Source organism: Bacteroides sp. AF20-13LB (assembly GCF_003603065.1).
In the GTDB taxonomy this organism is placed as follows: Bacteria; Bacteroidota; Bacteroidia; order Bacteroidales; family Bacteroidaceae; genus Bacteroides; species Bacteroides uniformis.
The window spans coordinates 235,383-251,097 of the sequence record NZ_QTMH01000002.1; the positions used below are offsets into that span (position 1 = coordinate 235,383).

Here is a 15,715-nt window from a genome sequence, read left to right on the forward strand (position 1 = left end):
CAGAAACAAATTACATGATATAAAAATCCTCATCTATAATGACGAACACTCAACAACACTAATATCAAGCATGAAGATAGCAATAAAAAAACATCCCGTCACATAATTGGAAACATTTTGTATACAGAGAGACGGGAGCAATGCCCTATATTTGCAACCGGTCAATCAATCACCGGCCATGAAAAACAGGTAGTTTATGAGAAATTTCATTGTATTATGCTTATTGGCATGTCTGGCATCATGTACAGACAAAAAAGAATTCCAGACAATAAGAGAACGAATCGATTTATCAGGAAATTGGAACAGTTCATTAGGGAACTGCACATTGCCCGGTACGACGGATGAAAACAAGTTGGGAGACGGCAGGCATCCCACCAATGTAACCTCCCAGTTGACACGGACTTATCCCTACTCCGGCATCGTAGAATATGAAAAAGATGTTGAAATTCCCGTACAGATGGAAGGGAAACGCCTGATACTCTTCATGGAACGTACAAAGCCCAGTACTCTCTGGATAGACGGGGACAGCGTCGGCACGTTGGGACATATCTATGCACCTCACTGCTATAGCCTGCCGGCCTTGGCACCCGGCAGCCACCATATAAAGATACGCATTGACAATTCCCCCAGCTCCGTACCAGCCGAAATCCAAAGCTCGCATGCCTGGACCGACGGCACACAAACCAACTGGAACGGCATTCTGGGCGATTTCTACATCGAAGCGACCCCACACACCTATCTCGAGCAGGTACAAGTCTACCCGTCTGTAAAGGAGAAAAAGGCCCGCATCCATGTAAACATATACAGCGATTCGGAGCAATCGGGCGTAGTGACCCTTTCTGCCAAGACGTGGAACACCCAACAAGAACACCTGTTACTGGACATGGAAAAACAAGTCGGCTTAAGCAAAGGTGAAAATAAGATAGAACTGACGCTCGACATGGGCAACCGGATGCAGACATGGAGCGAATTCCACCCCACACTTTATGCACTGAACGTGACCCTTGCCACAAACGAGGGTAAAGACAATATAATAACAGATTTCGGTATGCGCGACTTTGCCACCGAAGGTACTCAGTTCACCATAAACGGCTTCAAGACCTTCTTGCGCGGCAAACACGACGCTTGCGTATTCCCACTTACCGGATATGCGCCGATGGATGTAAAGTCCTGGCGAAAAGTTTTTCAGACAGCCAAGAGTTATGGCATCAACTACTACCGTTGCCATTCCTACACCCCGCCCCGCGCCGCTTTTGCCGCTGCCGACATCGAGGGTATCTATTTCCAGGCCGAGTTGCCTTTATGGGGAAGCATTTCACCGGACAACCATCGCCTGAATGACTTCTTGCTGAACGAAGCCTATATGACCCTCGACTACATGGGCAATCACCCCTCATTCACCATGTTGGGACTGGGCAACGAGTTGGGTGGCGACGTTGACCTGATGCGCAATTGGCTGGACGGATTCAGAAAACATGACAACCGCCATCTCTATTCGCTCGGTTCCAACAACTTCCTGGGTTGGGGAGGTGCCATAGACGGTGAAGATTATCTGACAACCTGCCGGGTAGGAGGAGGCGAAGGCTATACAACGCACGTACGCAGTTCGTTTGCCTTTGTCGATGCCGAAAAGGGAGGTATCTTGAACAACACCCGTCCCAATACCCGTGCGGATTATACTGCTGCCATAGCGAAATCTCCCCGACCGGTCATCAGTCACGAAACCGGACAGTTCCAAATTTATCCCGACTACAAGGAGTTGGAGAAATACACCGGCGTATTGCATCCATATAACTTGGAGATATTCCGTGACCGGCTCAATGAAAATGGACTGCAGAACCAGATTGACGCATTCCATCAGGCCACCGGCCGGTTTGCCGTCGAATGCTACAAGGCTGATATTGAATACGGCCTGCGCACTGCCGGTTTAGGTGGATTCCAGATGCTCGACCTTCAAGACTTTCCCGGACAAGGCTCGGCACTGGTAGGCATTCTGGATGCTTTCATGGACAGCAAAGGCATTGTCACTCCCGAAACATTCCGCGGCTTTTGTGCTCCGGTGGTACCGCTGGCGCTTATGGACACCTACTGTTACAGCAACAAAGAAGAGCTGAACATAGGACTCGCCCTGACAAATTACGAAGAGCAACCATGGTCTGATGCATTATGCTGGCGTCTGGAAAGCCTGAGTGACAGCGTAACTTTTGTTCGCGAAGGCAAAGTCCCCGCCCATGTAGAGCAAGGAAAAGTAATGCAGGTGGGCGAGTTGAAAAGCACCCTTACCGAAATAGACAAGCCTGCCCAATTGCGACTGACACTGACCACCGGGAATTATCATAACTATTATAACTTATGGGTATACCCCGACCGGACACCGGAAAGCGAAGCGGACATCTTCATCTGTCAGTCCTTGGATGACGAGGCGCGAAAGAGACTGAGCCAAGGAGGGAAGATACTGCTTATACCCGACCACAAAGCCATTGAAGAACAGAGTGTAGGTGGACTTTTTACTCCTGACTACTGGAACTATGCCATGTTCAAAAGCATTTCGGAAAACGCCGGCCGCGAAGTTTCGCCGGGCACCCTCTCCTTGCTGATGGACGAGAAACATCCCTTGTTCCGGCAGTTCCCCACCGAGTGCCATAGCAACTGGCAATGGTGGAGCATCGTACGCCATGCCCGCCCCTTTATTCTGAACGCTACACGCCACGAATACAAGCCGCTTATCCAAGTAGTAGACAATGTGGAACGGAACCACAAGTTAGGCTTGCTGTTCGAATTTGCCGTAGACAACGGTAAGGTATTGGTTTGTATGAGCAACCTCGAAGCAATTCGCCACACTCCGGAAGGAGGTCAGCTGCGCAATGCCATTTTAAGCTATATGAAGTCGGCTGAGTTCTCTCCCACCGAGACGCTGACCTCACAGCAGTTGCAGCACATATTAACAACCGAGGTGAGGAAGCAAGACATTGTCGGCGTGAAAAACCAGTCGGATTACGACGTACAGCCGGAATAAATATGAGAAGTTTCATCATAATTCCACTTTTCCTCGGCTGTCCCGTCATTTTTCAGTAGCTTTGCGGACTTTAATACAGCAAGCACCCCATGAAACTTACCCTTATACGCACCGCTCGTGAAACCGGCAAAGAGACATTCAGCACATGGCCCAGCGACACCTTGATGGAGAAGATGAAAACCGAGAACAAAGCCGGACACATATCCGCCTTGCGCAGCCTCATTCCCCACATCACCGGAAGCAACGGACACTACCCCTGCATAGACAAACTGCCACGCATCTGCCCTGCCGCAGAATATGCCCGCAGCAAAGAGGGGGAAAGATACCTGAAAACCTACAACGGACTGGTACAGATTGAAGTCAACCACCTGGCCAATGCCGTGGAAGTGGAGCAAGTAAAGCGCCAGGCGGCCCTGCTGCCACAAACTTTTGCCGCCTTTTGCGGAAGCAGCGGACGAAGCGTAAAAATATGGGTACTGTTTGCCACCCCCGACGGTTCGCGCCCCAGGCAGGAAGAAAAAATCAGGCTGTTTCATACCGCTGCCTACCGGCTCGCCGTAAACTGTTATCAGCCCCTGCTCCCCTACCCCGTCACACTGAAAGAACCTGCCGTGGAGCAAAGCTGCCGCATGACGCTCGATGACCGTCCCTATTACAATCCGTCTGCCGTCCCTTTCTGTCTGGAACAGCCTTTGTCCGTGCCCGACGAGCCCACCTTCGGCCAACGGAAACAGACCGAAGCAAACCCGCTGATGCGCATTGCCCCCGGCTATCCGGCCTCCCAAACCTTCTCCATCCTCTTCGAAGCCGCCCTGAACCGTACCTTCGAAGAGCTGGAAAACTGGAAACGGGGCGATGACCTTCGCCCCCTGCTCTACCTGCTTGCCAGGCATTGCTACAAAGCCGGCATTCCCGAAGAAGAGGCAGTACGTCAAGTCATGATGCACTACTACCGCGAAGCGGATGAACAACTGGTGCGCATGACCCTGCACAACCTCTACCGCGAATGCAAAGGCTTCGGCACCCGTAGCAGCATGACCCGCGACCAAATCACCGCCTTCCGCCTGGAAGAATTCATGAACAGACGCTATGAGTTCCGCTGGAACACCGTGCTGGGAGAATTGGAATTCCGCCAACGGGACTCCATACACTTCCATTTCCGCCCTGCCGACCAGCGGGTAAGAAGCAGTATCGGACAGAATGCCCTGAAAGAAGGAATCAGCGTATGGGACAGAGATGTGGCACGCTACCTCAACTCGGACGCCATTCCCTTGTACAACCCCATCGAAGAATATCTGAACAGCACCGGACATTGGGACGGCAAGGACCGTATCCGCGCATTGGCCGACCTCGTCCCCTGCAACAATCCGTACTGGCGGGAACTCTTCTACCGCTGGTTTCTCAGCATGACGGCGCACTGGCAAAACATCGACCGTCAGCATGGAAACAACACGTCTCCCCTACTGGTCGGAGCCCAAGGCTATCGTAAAAGTACCTTCTGCCGCATCCTGCTGCCACCCGAACTGCGCTTCGGATATACCGACAGTATCGACTTCAAAAGCAAGCAGGACGCAGAGCGGAGCCTCGGCCGCTTTTTCCTGATAAACATCGACGAATTCGACCAAATCAGCGTCAATCAGCAAGGTTTTCTAAAGCATCTGCTGCAGAAACCCGTGGCAAACCTGCGCAAGCCTTACGGCACCGCCATCCAGGAAATAAGACGCTACGCCTCCTTTATAGCCACCAGCAACCAGAAAGACCTGCTGACAGACCCCAGCGGCAGCCGCCGTTTCATCTGCATCGAAGTCACCGGCCCCATCCATACCAATGTCACCATCAACTACCGGCAACTCTACGCACAAGCCATGGATGCCATAGCCAAAGGTGAACGCTACTGGCTGGACGATTCCGACGAAGCCATCTTGAAACAGACCAACCGGGAGTTTGAACAGCCCACACCGTTGGAACAGCTCTTCCTCTGCCACTTCCATCCCGCCGAAAATGAAGAGGAAGGAGACTGGATGACCCCTATGGAGATTCTCTCCTTCTTGCAAACCAAGACCAAAGACCGGCTGTCCATCAATAAAGTGGCTCTGTTCGGACGTGCACTCCACAAACTGGGCATCAGCAGCCGCCGGAAGACAAGAGGAACAGAATATCATGTAGTGAAAAAAGAATAATCCTGCCAATTAATTTGCTTCTACTTTCGGTTTGCGCTATCTTTGCGTTTCAAATCAAGAAGATATGAAAAAAGAAAGTCAAGTGATATTCGACCGGAATGCCGTAGAGTTTGTGACCGTAGCCGCCGAGTTTTGCAAGTTTCTGGAACAAGCGGAAGGGGTGAAACGTTCCGCGTTCGTCGATACCTCCTTAAAAATACTTCCGCTGCTCTACCTGAAGGCCTCCATGCTGCCCGAGTGCGAAACCATAGGAGACGAGGCGCCGGAAACATTCGTCACCGAAGAGACCTATGAGGTACTCCGCATGAACCTCGCCAATATCCTGGCCGAGAAAGACGACTACCTGGACGTATTCGTATCCGACATGAAGTATAGTGACCAGCCCATCACCAGGAACATTTCCGAAGACTTGGCCGACATATACCAGGACATCAAGGACTTTATCTTCGTATTCCAGCTGGGTTTCAACGAGACGATGAACGATTCGCTTGCCATCTGCCAGGAAAACTTCCGCCTCCATTGGGGACAAAAGCTTGTCAACACCCTGCGTGCCCTGCACGAGGTGAAGTATGCGCAAGGCGAGGATGAAGAGGAGGAAACCGCAGACTTTGAATATTAAATTATGGTTATCAAAAGAACAATAGATAAAGAAACAGTGAAAGACCTGCCCAAAGCCGCCTTTCCGGGACAGATACATGTCGTACAGACACCGTGGGAAGTGGAGAAGGCAGTCGCCTATCTGAAGTCCTGCCCGTTGCTGGGCATAGACAGCGAAACCCGTCCATCGTTCACAAAAGGACAGATACACAAGGTGGCCCTGCTGCAGATTTCCTCAGAGGAACATTGCTTTCTGTTCCGCCTCAACCTGACGGGACTGACTCTGCCGGTTATCACATTGCTGGAAAACCCAAGTGTAACGAAAGTAGGCCTTTCCTTGCGGGATGACTTCATGATGCTGCACAAGCGTGCTCCTTTCGAACAACATGCGTGCATTGAATTGCAGGAATACGTCCGCGCTTTCGGCATCCAGGATAAAAGCCTGCAAAAGATATATGCCATCCTCTTCGGGGAAAAGATTTCGAAAAGCCAGCGCCTTTCCAACTGGGAAGCCGAAACCTTGACCGAACCGCAGAAACTGTATGCCGCCACCGATGCCTGGGCATGCCTCAACATCTACAACAAGCTGCAAGAACTGAAACGGACAGGAGATTTTGAGATAGAAGCCAATAATAATGTGGTAATGTAATGCACATTATCACATTACCACATTAATCACATTATATATATGTACAAAGTATACCTTAAACCCAATAAAGAGGAGTCATTAAAGCGTTTTCACCCGTGGGTGTTTTCCGGCGCCATCGCACATTTCGACGGAGAGCCCGAAGAAGGGGAAGTAGTTGAAATCTATACATCCAAAAAGGAATTCATAGCCAAAGGGCATTTTCAGATTGGCAGTATCGCCGTACGCGTACTGACCTTCCGCCAAGACGAAGAAATCAATGCGGACTTCTGGAAACGCAAACTCAGCATAGCATACGACATGCGCCGCAGTATCGGCATAGCCGGAAACCCGACAAACAACACCTATCGCCTGGTGCACGGGGAGGGAGACAACCTGCCGGGGCTTGTTATCGACATTTATGCCCGCACCGCAGTGATGCAGGCACATTCTGCCGGCATGCACCTCGACCGCATGGCCATTGCCGATGCCCTTACCGAAGTGATGGGCAACCAGATTGACAATATCTATTACAAATCGGAGACGACCCTTCCCTTCAAGGCCGACCTCTATCCGGAGAATGGTTTCTTGAAAGGCGGTAGCACGGACAATGTAGCCATGGAGTACGGCCTGAAGTTCCACATCGACTGGCTGAAAGGCCAAAAGACCGGTTTCTTCGTAGACCAACGCGAGAACCGTTCGCTACTGGAACGTTATGCCAAAGGCCGCAGCGTACTGAATATGTTCTGCTATACCGGCGGCTTCTCCGTATATGCTATGCGTGGAGACGCCAAACTGGTGCATTCCGTGGACAGCTCCGCCAAAGCCATCGACTTGACCAACAAGAACATCGAACTGAACTTCCCGGGTGACACCCGCCATGCCGCCTATGCAGAAGATGCCTTCAAATACCTTGACCGCATGGGCGACCAATACGACCTGATAGTTCTTGACCCTCCTGCTTTTGCCAAGCACCGCGATGCTCTGCGCAATGCCCTGCAAGGCTACCGCAAACTCAATGTCAAGGCTTTCGAAAAAATCAAGCCCGGAGGTATTCTTTTCACTTTCTCGTGCTCGCAAGCCGTCAGCAAAGAAAACTTCCGCACCGCCGTGTTCACAGCCGCTGCCATGTCCGGCCGCAGCGTACGCATCCTGCACCAACTGACGCAACCTGCCGACCACCCGGTCAGCATCTATCATCCGGAAGGGGAATACCTGAAAGGACTGGTTCTATATGTAGAATAAAGGAAAAAGCAGGCTTTGTTAGCCTGCTTTTCTTAAATAGAGTTAATAAAAAGCAGAAATACGCCAAAACAGCATGTTATATAACATAAACCGTGTATATTTGCACTGTGTTTTTCATGGTATTAGATTTAAGGTTAATAAAGATTGGGTGTCTGGGATAGATACCCTTCTTTTTTTATAATACATTCCTTCCCAAAACCCATCCCTCATTAATCTCTTTCGTTGAAGAAAAAGCCGTACAGAACTTGTTTTTCTCCTAGTCTCATTGTACATTTGCATCTATTACATAATTCAAAACATAAAAAGCTAATATTATGAGCATCAAATTCCGACTCACTGCCATGCAATTCCTGCAATTCTTCGTTTGGGGAGCATGGCTGATTTCATTAGGTGGTTACATGGGCGGTACGTTACATTTTGAAGGCGGACAAATCGGAGCAATCTTTGCAACCATGGGTATAGCCTCACTGATAATGCCCGGACTGACCGGTATCATCGCTGACAAATGGATAAACGCCGAACGCCTTTACGGCATACTTCACCTCATCGGTGCCGGTGCTCTGATTTATGCTTCCACTGCCACTACGTACACCCACATGTACTGGGCCATGCTGCTCAACATGCTTGTTTACATGCCCACGCTATCCCTGGCCAACACCGTGTCCTACAATGCGCTGGAAAGATATAAAATGGATTTGGTGAAAGACTTCCCCCCCATCCGTGTATGGGGAACGGTAGGCTTTATCTGTGCCATGTGGGCTGTGGACCTCACCGGGTTCAAGGCAAGTTCGGCACAGCTCTATGTGGCAGCCATATCGGCAGCCATGCTGGGACTTTATGCTTTCACTTTGCCAGCCTGCCCCCCCATGCGCAGCGAAGGAAAAACGATGCTCTCCGCTTTCGGACTGGACGCACTGGTGCTGTTCAAGCGCAAGAAGATGGCTATCTTCTTCTTGTTCTCCATGCTGCTGGGAGCCGCCCTTCAAATAACAAACACATACGGCGACCTTTTCCTGGGTTCGTTTGCTTCCATACCCGAATATGCAGATTCGTTCGGTGTAAAACACTCCGTCATCCTGCTCTCCATCTCGCAAATGAGTGAGACGCTGTTTATCCTTGCCATCCCCTTCTTCCTGAAACATTTCGGAATCAAGCGTGTTATGTTAATAAGTATGTTTGCATGGGTATTCCGTTTCGGGCTCTTTGCCCTCGGAGACCCGGGAAGCGGACTCTGGATGCTCATTCTCTCGATGATTGTCTACGGCATGGCATTTGACTTTTTCAATGTATCGGGCTCGCTGTTTACAGAAATGGAGGCACATCCCAGTATCCGTGCCAGCGCACAAGGCTTGTTCTTCATGATGACGAACGGTGTGGGAGCCATCATCGGAGGTTATGCCAGCGGAGCCGTGGTGGATGCCTTCTCGGTATATGCCGAAGGCGGAGGACTGGTAAGCCGCGACTGGACACCGGTATGGCTTATCTTTGCAGGATATGCTTTAGTCATTGGTCTGCTATTTGGAATGGTGTTCCGCTATAAACATAATCCGGAAAAAATAGAGAAAAACTGATTGAGAGTCAGGTTGATTTAATAGGTATGAATAAGAAAAAGATAGAACTACAAGTACTAAACATTTCCAACAGCCAGGCGCAAGCGGGTGCCTATGCCCTGGTACTGGGTGAAGTGGGTGGCAAACGCCAGCTTCCGATTATTATAGGTGCCACCGAAGCACAAGCTATGGTCATCGAGATGAAAGGTATTGTACCGCCCCGTCCGCTGACCCATAACCTATTTGCTTCCGTTCTTGAGGTGCTGGGTGTAAAACTGATGCGTATTCTTATCTATAAAGTAGACAACGGAGTATTCTACTCCTACCTTTACATGAAAGCCGAAGAGACTATTCTCCGGATTGATGCCCGTACCAGCGATGCCGTCGCCCTGGCATTGCGCATGAATGCTCCTATCTTTGTCTACGAAGAGATTCTCGAAACAGAATGTCTGAAAACCGGCGAAAGCACCACCGACCCTATGGGAGGCAGCGAGCCGGACAAAGACGAACTGTTGCAGGAAGACACAATAGGCATATTGAAAACAGCCCTGCAGAAAGCAATCGAAGAAGAGGATTACGAACGAGCCGCACAGATAAGAGACCAAATCAACCAACTCAAAAACAATTTGTAACATGCACGTATTCTATACTCCCGACATACAGACCCACGCAGAACTGCCCGAAGAGGAAGCAGCACATGCCGTACGGGTCTTACGCCTGCAAGCAGGCGACGAGGTTATGCTGACAGACGGAAAGGGCTGCTTCTATCGCGCCGAAATCAGTACGGCTACCAACAAACGCTGCCTGGTGAATATTCTGGAAACCCTTCCGCAAGCCCCCTTGTGGAAAGGTCATCTGCACATTGCCATGGCACCTACCAAGAACATGGACCGTACAGAGTGGTTTGCCGAGAAAGCGACGGAAATAGGGTTTGATGAACTGACATTCCTGAACTGCCGTTTCTCGGAACGGAAAGTCATCAAGACGGAGCGCATCTCCAAAATTCTGGTTTCTGCCATCAAGCAGTCGCTCAAGGCACGCCTGCCCCAACTGAATGAAATGACAGACTTCAACAAGTTCATCACACAGCCTTTTCCGGGTCAGAAATTCATCGCCCACTGTTATGAAGGCGAAAAACCGCTTTTGAAGGATATGGTACATCCCGGAGAGGACGCTCTCGTACTAATCGGTCCTGAAGGAGACTTCAGCGAAGAGGAAGTCCGGAAGGCGACGGAAAACGATTTTATCCCCATCAGCTTGGGAAAATCAAGGTTGCGTACAGAGACGGCGGCACTGGTTGCCTGCCACATCCTCAATTTACAGAATCAATGATACTCACTAAAACAAAAACTATATGAAAAAGAACCTATTCTTCCACTTCTCAGTACTGGCAATGCTCATCGTGCTGATAAGCGCTTGTTCGTCCAAAAAGCCAGAATACACCAACGTTATTCCTTCCGATGCCTCGCAAGTCATCGCTGTCAATTTAAAATCATTGGCAGACAAGGCCGGTACCAAAGATAAAGAGACTAAAGAAGCACTGCAAAAGCTGACAGATGCCTTGAAAAGCGATATGAATGCAGCTACTTTCCAACAATTGGAGGCTGTACTGAAAGACCCTGCCAAATCGGGAGTGGACGTCAATGCGCCGATTTATGTCTTCAACGCTCCCTCGTTCCCCTACACCACCATGGTAGCCAAGGTTCAAAGTGAGGATGATTTGCTGAAGCTTCTGGAAGTTACGGAGAAAGAACAGATAATCAGCCATGTGGCAGAAGCGGACGGTTACAGTTTTGCACAAATCAACAAGCGGGCATTGCTCGCTTTCACTCCTACCACGCTTATGATGGTGAACTACACCGGCACATCGCAACTGGAAAAAGTCAAAGAAGGAATTCCCGCCTTGCTGAAACAGACCGGAGAAAACAGCATCAACAGTAACACCGCTTTCAAGAAAATGCAAAAGCAGGATGGAGACATCAATATGCTCATCTCTCCTTCCAGCCTGCTGAGTGCATACGCCAATCCGCTGAATTACGGAATATCCCACAATATCGACCTGAAAGACTTGAAGATGCTGGGAAGTCTCTCCTTCGAAAAAGGGAAAATAGAACTGAAAGTAGAGAGCTATACCGAGAACACAGAATTGAAAGCACTTTTCGAAAAGCAAATCAAAAGTACTTGTCCCATCGAAAACACGTTCTTGAAGTATTTCCCAAAATCTACCCTGGCGCTATTCAGCATAGGTATCAATGGAGAAGAGTTCTACAATGTGCTGCAAGAGAATGAGCAGTTCCGCAACGATTTCTCCATTACCAAAGCCGCTGAAGTAAAAGACTTGTTCAGTGCTTTCCACAACGACCTGACCATAGGCCTTATCAATGTAACCATGAACAGCAATCCTTCTTTCCTGGCCTATGCCAGCGTAAAGAACGACGCTCCCTTGAAAGCTCTTTATGAGAAAAAGTCCGAACTGGGACTGAAACGCGGCGAAGACATCGTGAAATTGAATGAGAATGAATATGTCTATAAATCACGCGCTATCAACATATTCTTCGGCATACGAGACAAACAGATGTACGCCACCAATGACGAACTGCTGTATAAGAATGCATGCAAGACCGCTGACCCGTCTGCCAAAGAGACGGACTTCGCTTCCAGTCTGAAAGGCAAGCGCACAGCCTTTGTCATCAATGCGGAAGCCGTACTTGACCTGCCCGTTGTAAAAATGCTAGCTGGATTTGGCGGACAAGAGTATAGCACCTATTACTCGCTGCTCGGCAATATCTCGTATCTGGAAGCTGTCGGCAACGAGGACAAGGCAACCGTCACCCTGCAGCTGAAGAACAAGAATGTTAATGCACTGAAACAGATTGTGGACTTTATCAAGCAGTTTGCAGGAATGTAATTTAAGGATTAAGGATTAGAGATTAAGGATTAATACCACTCATGAATAGGATTCACCTACGGCAAACACTACCTCAAGTGTTTGCCGACCGTGATGCCATTACCTCAGACGTATGGCATCGGGACATTACGTTCCACAAAGGGAAACGTTATCTCATAGAAGCCGCTTCGGGCACCGGAAAATCATCGCTTTGCAGCTATGTTTACGGCTACCGCAACGATTATCAGGGAATCATCAACTTTGATGAGCGCAATATCCGTTCACTCTCCGTCAATGACTGGACAGATATACGCAAACACTCCCTCAGCATTCTTTTTCAGGAGTTGCGTATCTTTCCCGAACTTACCGCCATCGAAAACATACAACTGAAGAACCGGCTTACCAACTTCAAAAAAAGGAAAGAAGTCCTTACCCTATTCGAGGCAATCGGCATTGCCGACAAGGTAAACGAAAAAGCCGGGAAGCTATCTTTCGGCCAGCAACAAAGAGTCGCCTTTATCCGCAGCCTCTGCCAGCCTTTCGACTTCATCTTTCTGGACGAACCCGTCAGCCATCTGGATGACGAGAACGGAACAATCATGGGCAGGCTGCTGACAGAAGAAGCCAGCCGCCAAGGAGCGGGAATCATAGTGACTTCCATCGGCAAACATCTGGAATTGGATTATGATGAAATTTATCAATTATAAATGTGGCTAATATGAACCGACTTGTTTGGAAACTTCTCCGCCAGCACATCAGTGTCGGACAGTTGGCAGGCTTTTTCCTCGCCAATCTCTTCGGCATGATGATTGTATTGCTGAGCGTACAATTCTATCGTGATGTCCTTCCCGTTTTTACGGAAGGGGACAGTTTCATGAAGAAGGATTATATCATTGCTACCAAGAAAATCAGTACTTTGGGCAGCTTTGCCGGGAAAAGCAATACCTTCTCCAAAGATGAAATAAAAGACCTGAAAGCCCAACCTTTCACCAAAGGGGTAGGCGCGTTCACTCCTTCCTTGTTCAAAGTCTCTGCCGGACTCGGTATGCAGGAAGCCGGTATCCGCTTGTCGACAGAGATGTTTTTCGAGTCTGTACCCGACGAATATGTGGATGTCAGTCTGGACAAATGGCATTTTGATGAAGATACCCGGATAATTCCCATCATCGTTCCGCGCAATTATCTGAACCTCTATAACTTTGGCTTTGCACAAAGCCGGAGTCTGCCGAAACTCTCCGAAGGTTTGATGAGTCTGGTACAGATGGATATCATGATGCGGGGCAACGGACGTGTGGAACAATATAAAGGCAACATTGTAGGATTCTCCAACCGGCTGAATACCATTCTCGTCCCCCAATCCTTCATGGACTGGGCCAACAAGAATTTTGCACCGGAAAAAGAAGCTGAACCGTCCCGACTTATTGTGGAAGTGAAGAATCCTACCGACACAGCCATCACCGACTATTTCCAGCAAAAGAATTACGAAACCGAAGGCAACAATCTGGATGCCGGAAAGACAACTTATTTCCTGCGCCTCATTACAGCTATTGTCATGGGAGTAGGACTGTTCATCAGCATTCTGTCATTCTACATCCTGATGCTGAGCATCTTCCTGCTTCTCCAAAAGAATACGGTAAAACTGGAAAACCTGCTGCTGATAGGATATAGCCCGACGCGGGTAGCCACGCCTTATTATATACTGACAGTAGGGCTGAATGTACTGGTACTGCTCCTCGCCATCGGCTGCGTGGCATGGGTACGCAGTTACTATATAGAAGTAGTCCAAAACCTCTTCCCGCAACTGGAGAGCGGTTCACTGCTTCCATGCATATTGACCGGTTGCCTATTATTTTTTGCTGTATCACTGCTGAATATTTTGGCAATAGGCAAAAAAATTATCAGTATCTGGAAAGGGGGAAAATAAAGATGGGAAAAATCCATCCAACAGATATAAAGTTCATGGTAGTGTTGGTATTATGTCTCAGCATGGCATTTCCCATCTCTGCCAATGACTTTCTATTCACTTCCATTGACACCTCGCACGGTCTGAGTGATAACCAGATACGCTATATCCTCCAACTTCCGGACGGAAGAATGGTATTTACCACCACCCAGAACGTCAATCTGTATGATGGAGCCAACTTCACCTCTCTGCAGCCTACCCCCGAATATATATATCCGCTGAAACAATACAAGGGCTTCTACCATGTCTATCTGAGCGGTGATTCCCTCTTGTGGATAAAGGATTACCAACGGCTGATGTGCATCAATCTCCATAACGAGCGATACATTGCCAACCTGGACTCCGTCTTTCAACAGAAAGGTATGCAGCATCCCATAGAGGATTTGTTTGCGGACGAACGGGGGCTCGTCTGGGTAATCAGCCATGGCGAGCTGTTACAGCCGGAACTTTCCTTCCGATTGAAACTGTCTGAAGACCGAGGAACAATACAAGACCTGACTGCAGACGAAGAATCTCTGTATCTGTTCCATGACACGGGAGAAATCGTGTGCTATGATGTAAAAAACGGAAAACAACAGTATGACATTGCCGCATATCCCCAAACAGAACAAGAAAAATTCCAAAACACCTCCCTCATACTCAGAGGAAAAAACGGATTCTATCAACTGCGCAACGGCTCTAAAGGAGGATTTTTCCATTTCGACCTCCATAAGCGAGCATGGGAGAAGCTGATGGAAACAGAGTATACCCTCAATACACTGATGATCTCCGCAGATGAGAAAGCATACATCAGCTGCATCCGTGGCTTTTGGATTATTGACCCCGAAAAGAGGACACGCCACTACATGCCCACCTTGAGGACCCGAAAGGGCAACGTCCTTGCTACAGAAATCAGTACGATTTTCCAGGACCGGCAAGGAGCTTTATGGTTCGGAACATTCAACAGAGGATTGCTGTACTACCATCCGGCCTTATATAAGCACATCCACATAGACAAGAAGGATTTCCCCCTATCACTTGAAAGAAATACAGCCGTAGCAAACATATAGTCTTGTCAATCGCCATCATTGCGGCAAGCATCCGCCTCTACATACACCGCACCCGGAAGGAGATGGAACGGAAACACAAAGAAGAAATCCTTTTGCTCCGCATCCGCAACTTGATAGAGCAGTGCAACCGTTATGAAGCGGAACAAAAGAAATCACCGGAAGGACAAAACATAACTTGTGTACATAGCCATACCGAACCTCCCCAAACAGAAAACAAGCAAGACGCATCCGAATCTGTTTTCCTGACAAAAGCTATCGAACTGGTGGAAAAAAACCTGCATGTACCCGGCTACTCCGTAGAGCAGCTAAGCCGCGACTTGTGTATGGAACGCACCGGACTTTACCGGAAACTGGTAGCCATGCTCGACCAGTCCCCCAGCCTCTTCATCCGCAACATCCGCTTGCAACGTGCGGCACAACTCATCCTGGAAGGCAGCCTCAGCATTACGGAAATCGCAGAGCGTACCGGCTTCAGCAGTTCCAGCTATCTCAGCAAATGTTTCCAGGAAATATACGGCTGCCGTCCCTCGGAATATGCGGAGAAAATGCAGAAATCAACCTGAGTATTGTTCCGTTTCAACAAGATTGTTGCCACCTAAAGGG

Annotated in this window: 11 protein-coding genes and 1 pseudogene; all 12 read left to right on the forward strand. The window is 49.0% G+C overall.

Annotated features, from left to right (window positions below):
* The first annotated feature begins 196 nt into the window (after positions 1 to 196).
* The 12 genes and pseudogenes from DWX62_RS03230 (at position 197) to DWX62_RS03285 (ending at position 15,675) form a co-directional block, all read left to right on the forward strand.
* Complete coding sequence (locus DWX62_RS03230) at positions 197 to 3,016, forward strand: glycoside hydrolase (protein WP_008665193.1); 2,820 nt, start codon at positions 197 to 199, stop codon at positions 3,014 to 3,016.
* Positions 3,017 to 3,105: 89 nt separating this feature from the next.
* Positions 3,106 to 5,196, forward strand: coding sequence for a BT4734/BF3469 family protein (locus DWX62_RS03235; protein ID WP_008665191.1), 2,091 nt, complete (start codon positions 3,106 to 3,108; stop codon positions 5,194 to 5,196).
* 64 nt (positions 5,197 to 5,260) lie between these two features.
* Positions 5,261 to 5,815 carry a DUF5063 domain-containing protein gene (locus DWX62_RS03240; protein ID WP_008665189.1) on the forward strand — a complete coding sequence of 185 codons (555 nt, stop codon included), beginning with the start codon at positions 5,261 to 5,263 and terminating at the stop codon, positions 5,813 to 5,815.
* Positions 5,816 to 5,818: 3 nt separating this feature from the next.
* Complete coding sequence (locus DWX62_RS03245) at positions 5,819 to 6,442, forward strand: 3'-5' exonuclease (RefSeq protein ID WP_120172579.1); 624 nt, start codon at positions 5,819 to 5,821, stop codon at positions 6,440 to 6,442.
* Between the two features lie 39 nt (positions 6,443 to 6,481).
* The gene (locus tag DWX62_RS03250) at positions 6,482 to 7,663 is read left to right on the forward strand and encodes a class I SAM-dependent rRNA methyltransferase (protein ID WP_057097518.1); all 1,182 of its coding nucleotides are present in this window, start codon (positions 6,482 to 6,484) and stop codon (positions 7,661 to 7,663) included.
* Positions 7,664 to 7,977: 314 nt separating this feature from the next.
* On the forward strand, positions 7,978 to 9,234 hold the full coding sequence (locus DWX62_RS03255; protein ID WP_057087262.1) for a nucleoside permease: 1,257 nt from the start codon (positions 7,978 to 7,980) through the stop codon (positions 9,232 to 9,234).
* A 26-nt stretch (positions 9,235 to 9,260) separates the two neighbouring features.
* The gene (locus tag DWX62_RS03260) at positions 9,261 to 9,845 is read left to right on the forward strand and encodes a bifunctional nuclease family protein (protein WP_005832936.1); all 585 of its coding nucleotides are present in this window, start codon (positions 9,261 to 9,263) and stop codon (positions 9,843 to 9,845) included.
* A 1-nt stretch (position 9,846) separates the two neighbouring features.
* Positions 9,847 to 10,545 carry a 16S rRNA (uracil(1498)-N(3))-methyltransferase gene (locus tag DWX62_RS03265; RefSeq protein WP_009038062.1) on the forward strand — a complete coding sequence of 233 codons (699 nt, stop codon included), beginning with the start codon at positions 9,847 to 9,849 and terminating at the stop codon, positions 10,543 to 10,545.
* A 22-nt stretch (positions 10,546 to 10,567) separates the two neighbouring features.
* Positions 10,568 to 12,121 carry a DUF4836 family protein gene (locus tag DWX62_RS03270; protein WP_005832938.1) on the forward strand — a complete coding sequence of 518 codons (1,554 nt, stop codon included), beginning with the start codon at positions 10,568 to 10,570 and terminating at the stop codon, positions 12,119 to 12,121.
* Between the two features lie 41 nt (positions 12,122 to 12,162).
* Entirely contained in the window at positions 12,163 to 12,807 is a 645-nt protein-coding gene (locus DWX62_RS03275; protein ID WP_005826927.1) for an ATP-binding cassette domain-containing protein, read from the forward strand.
* Between the two features lie 11 nt (positions 12,808 to 12,818).
* Positions 12,819 to 14,024, forward strand: a complete 1,206-nt coding sequence (locus DWX62_RS03280) for a hypothetical protein (protein WP_061411322.1) — start codon at positions 12,819 to 12,821, stop codon at positions 14,022 to 14,024.
* Positions 14,025 to 14,059: 35 nt separating this feature from the next.
* Positions 14,060 to 15,675: pseudogene (locus tag DWX62_RS03285) on the forward strand (helix-turn-helix transcriptional regulator).
* Positions 15,676 to 15,715 lie beyond the last annotated feature (40 nt).

What these genes read in the sequence shown, in the direction of transcription:
- DWX62_RS03275 (WP_005826927.1), top strand. Translation starts at nt 12,163, where the DNA reads ATGAATAGGATTCACCTACGGCAAACACTACCTCAAGTGTTTGCCGAC.
- DWX62_RS03280 (WP_061411322.1), top strand. Translation starts at nt 12,819, where the DNA reads ATGAACCGACTTGTTTGGAAACTTCTCCGCCAGCACATCAGTGTCGGA.
- DWX62_RS03260 (WP_005832936.1), top strand. Translation starts at nt 9,261, where the DNA reads ATGAATAAGAAAAAGATAGAACTACAAGTACTAAACATTTCCAACAGC.
- DWX62_RS03255 (WP_057087262.1), top strand. Translation starts at nt 7,978, where the DNA reads ATGAGCATCAAATTCCGACTCACTGCCATGCAATTCCTGCAATTCTTC.
- DWX62_RS03235 (WP_008665191.1), top strand. Translation starts at nt 3,106, where the DNA reads ATGAAACTTACCCTTATACGCACCGCTCGTGAAACCGGCAAAGAGACA.
- DWX62_RS03265 (WP_009038062.1), top strand. Translation starts at nt 9,847, where the DNA reads ATGCACGTATTCTATACTCCCGACATACAGACCCACGCAGAACTGCCC.
- DWX62_RS03250 (WP_057097518.1), top strand. Translation starts at nt 6,482, where the DNA reads ATGTACAAAGTATACCTTAAACCCAATAAAGAGGAGTCATTAAAGCGT.
- DWX62_RS03270 (WP_005832938.1), top strand. Translation starts at nt 10,568, where the DNA reads ATGAAAAAGAACCTATTCTTCCACTTCTCAGTACTGGCAATGCTCATC.
- DWX62_RS03245 (WP_120172579.1), top strand. Translation starts at nt 5,819, where the DNA reads ATGGTTATCAAAAGAACAATAGATAAAGAAACAGTGAAAGACCTGCCC.
- DWX62_RS03230 (WP_008665193.1), top strand. Translation starts at nt 197, where the DNA reads ATGAGAAATTTCATTGTATTATGCTTATTGGCATGTCTGGCATCATGT.
- DWX62_RS03240 (WP_008665189.1), top strand. Translation starts at nt 5,261, where the DNA reads ATGAAAAAAGAAAGTCAAGTGATATTCGACCGGAATGCCGTAGAGTTT.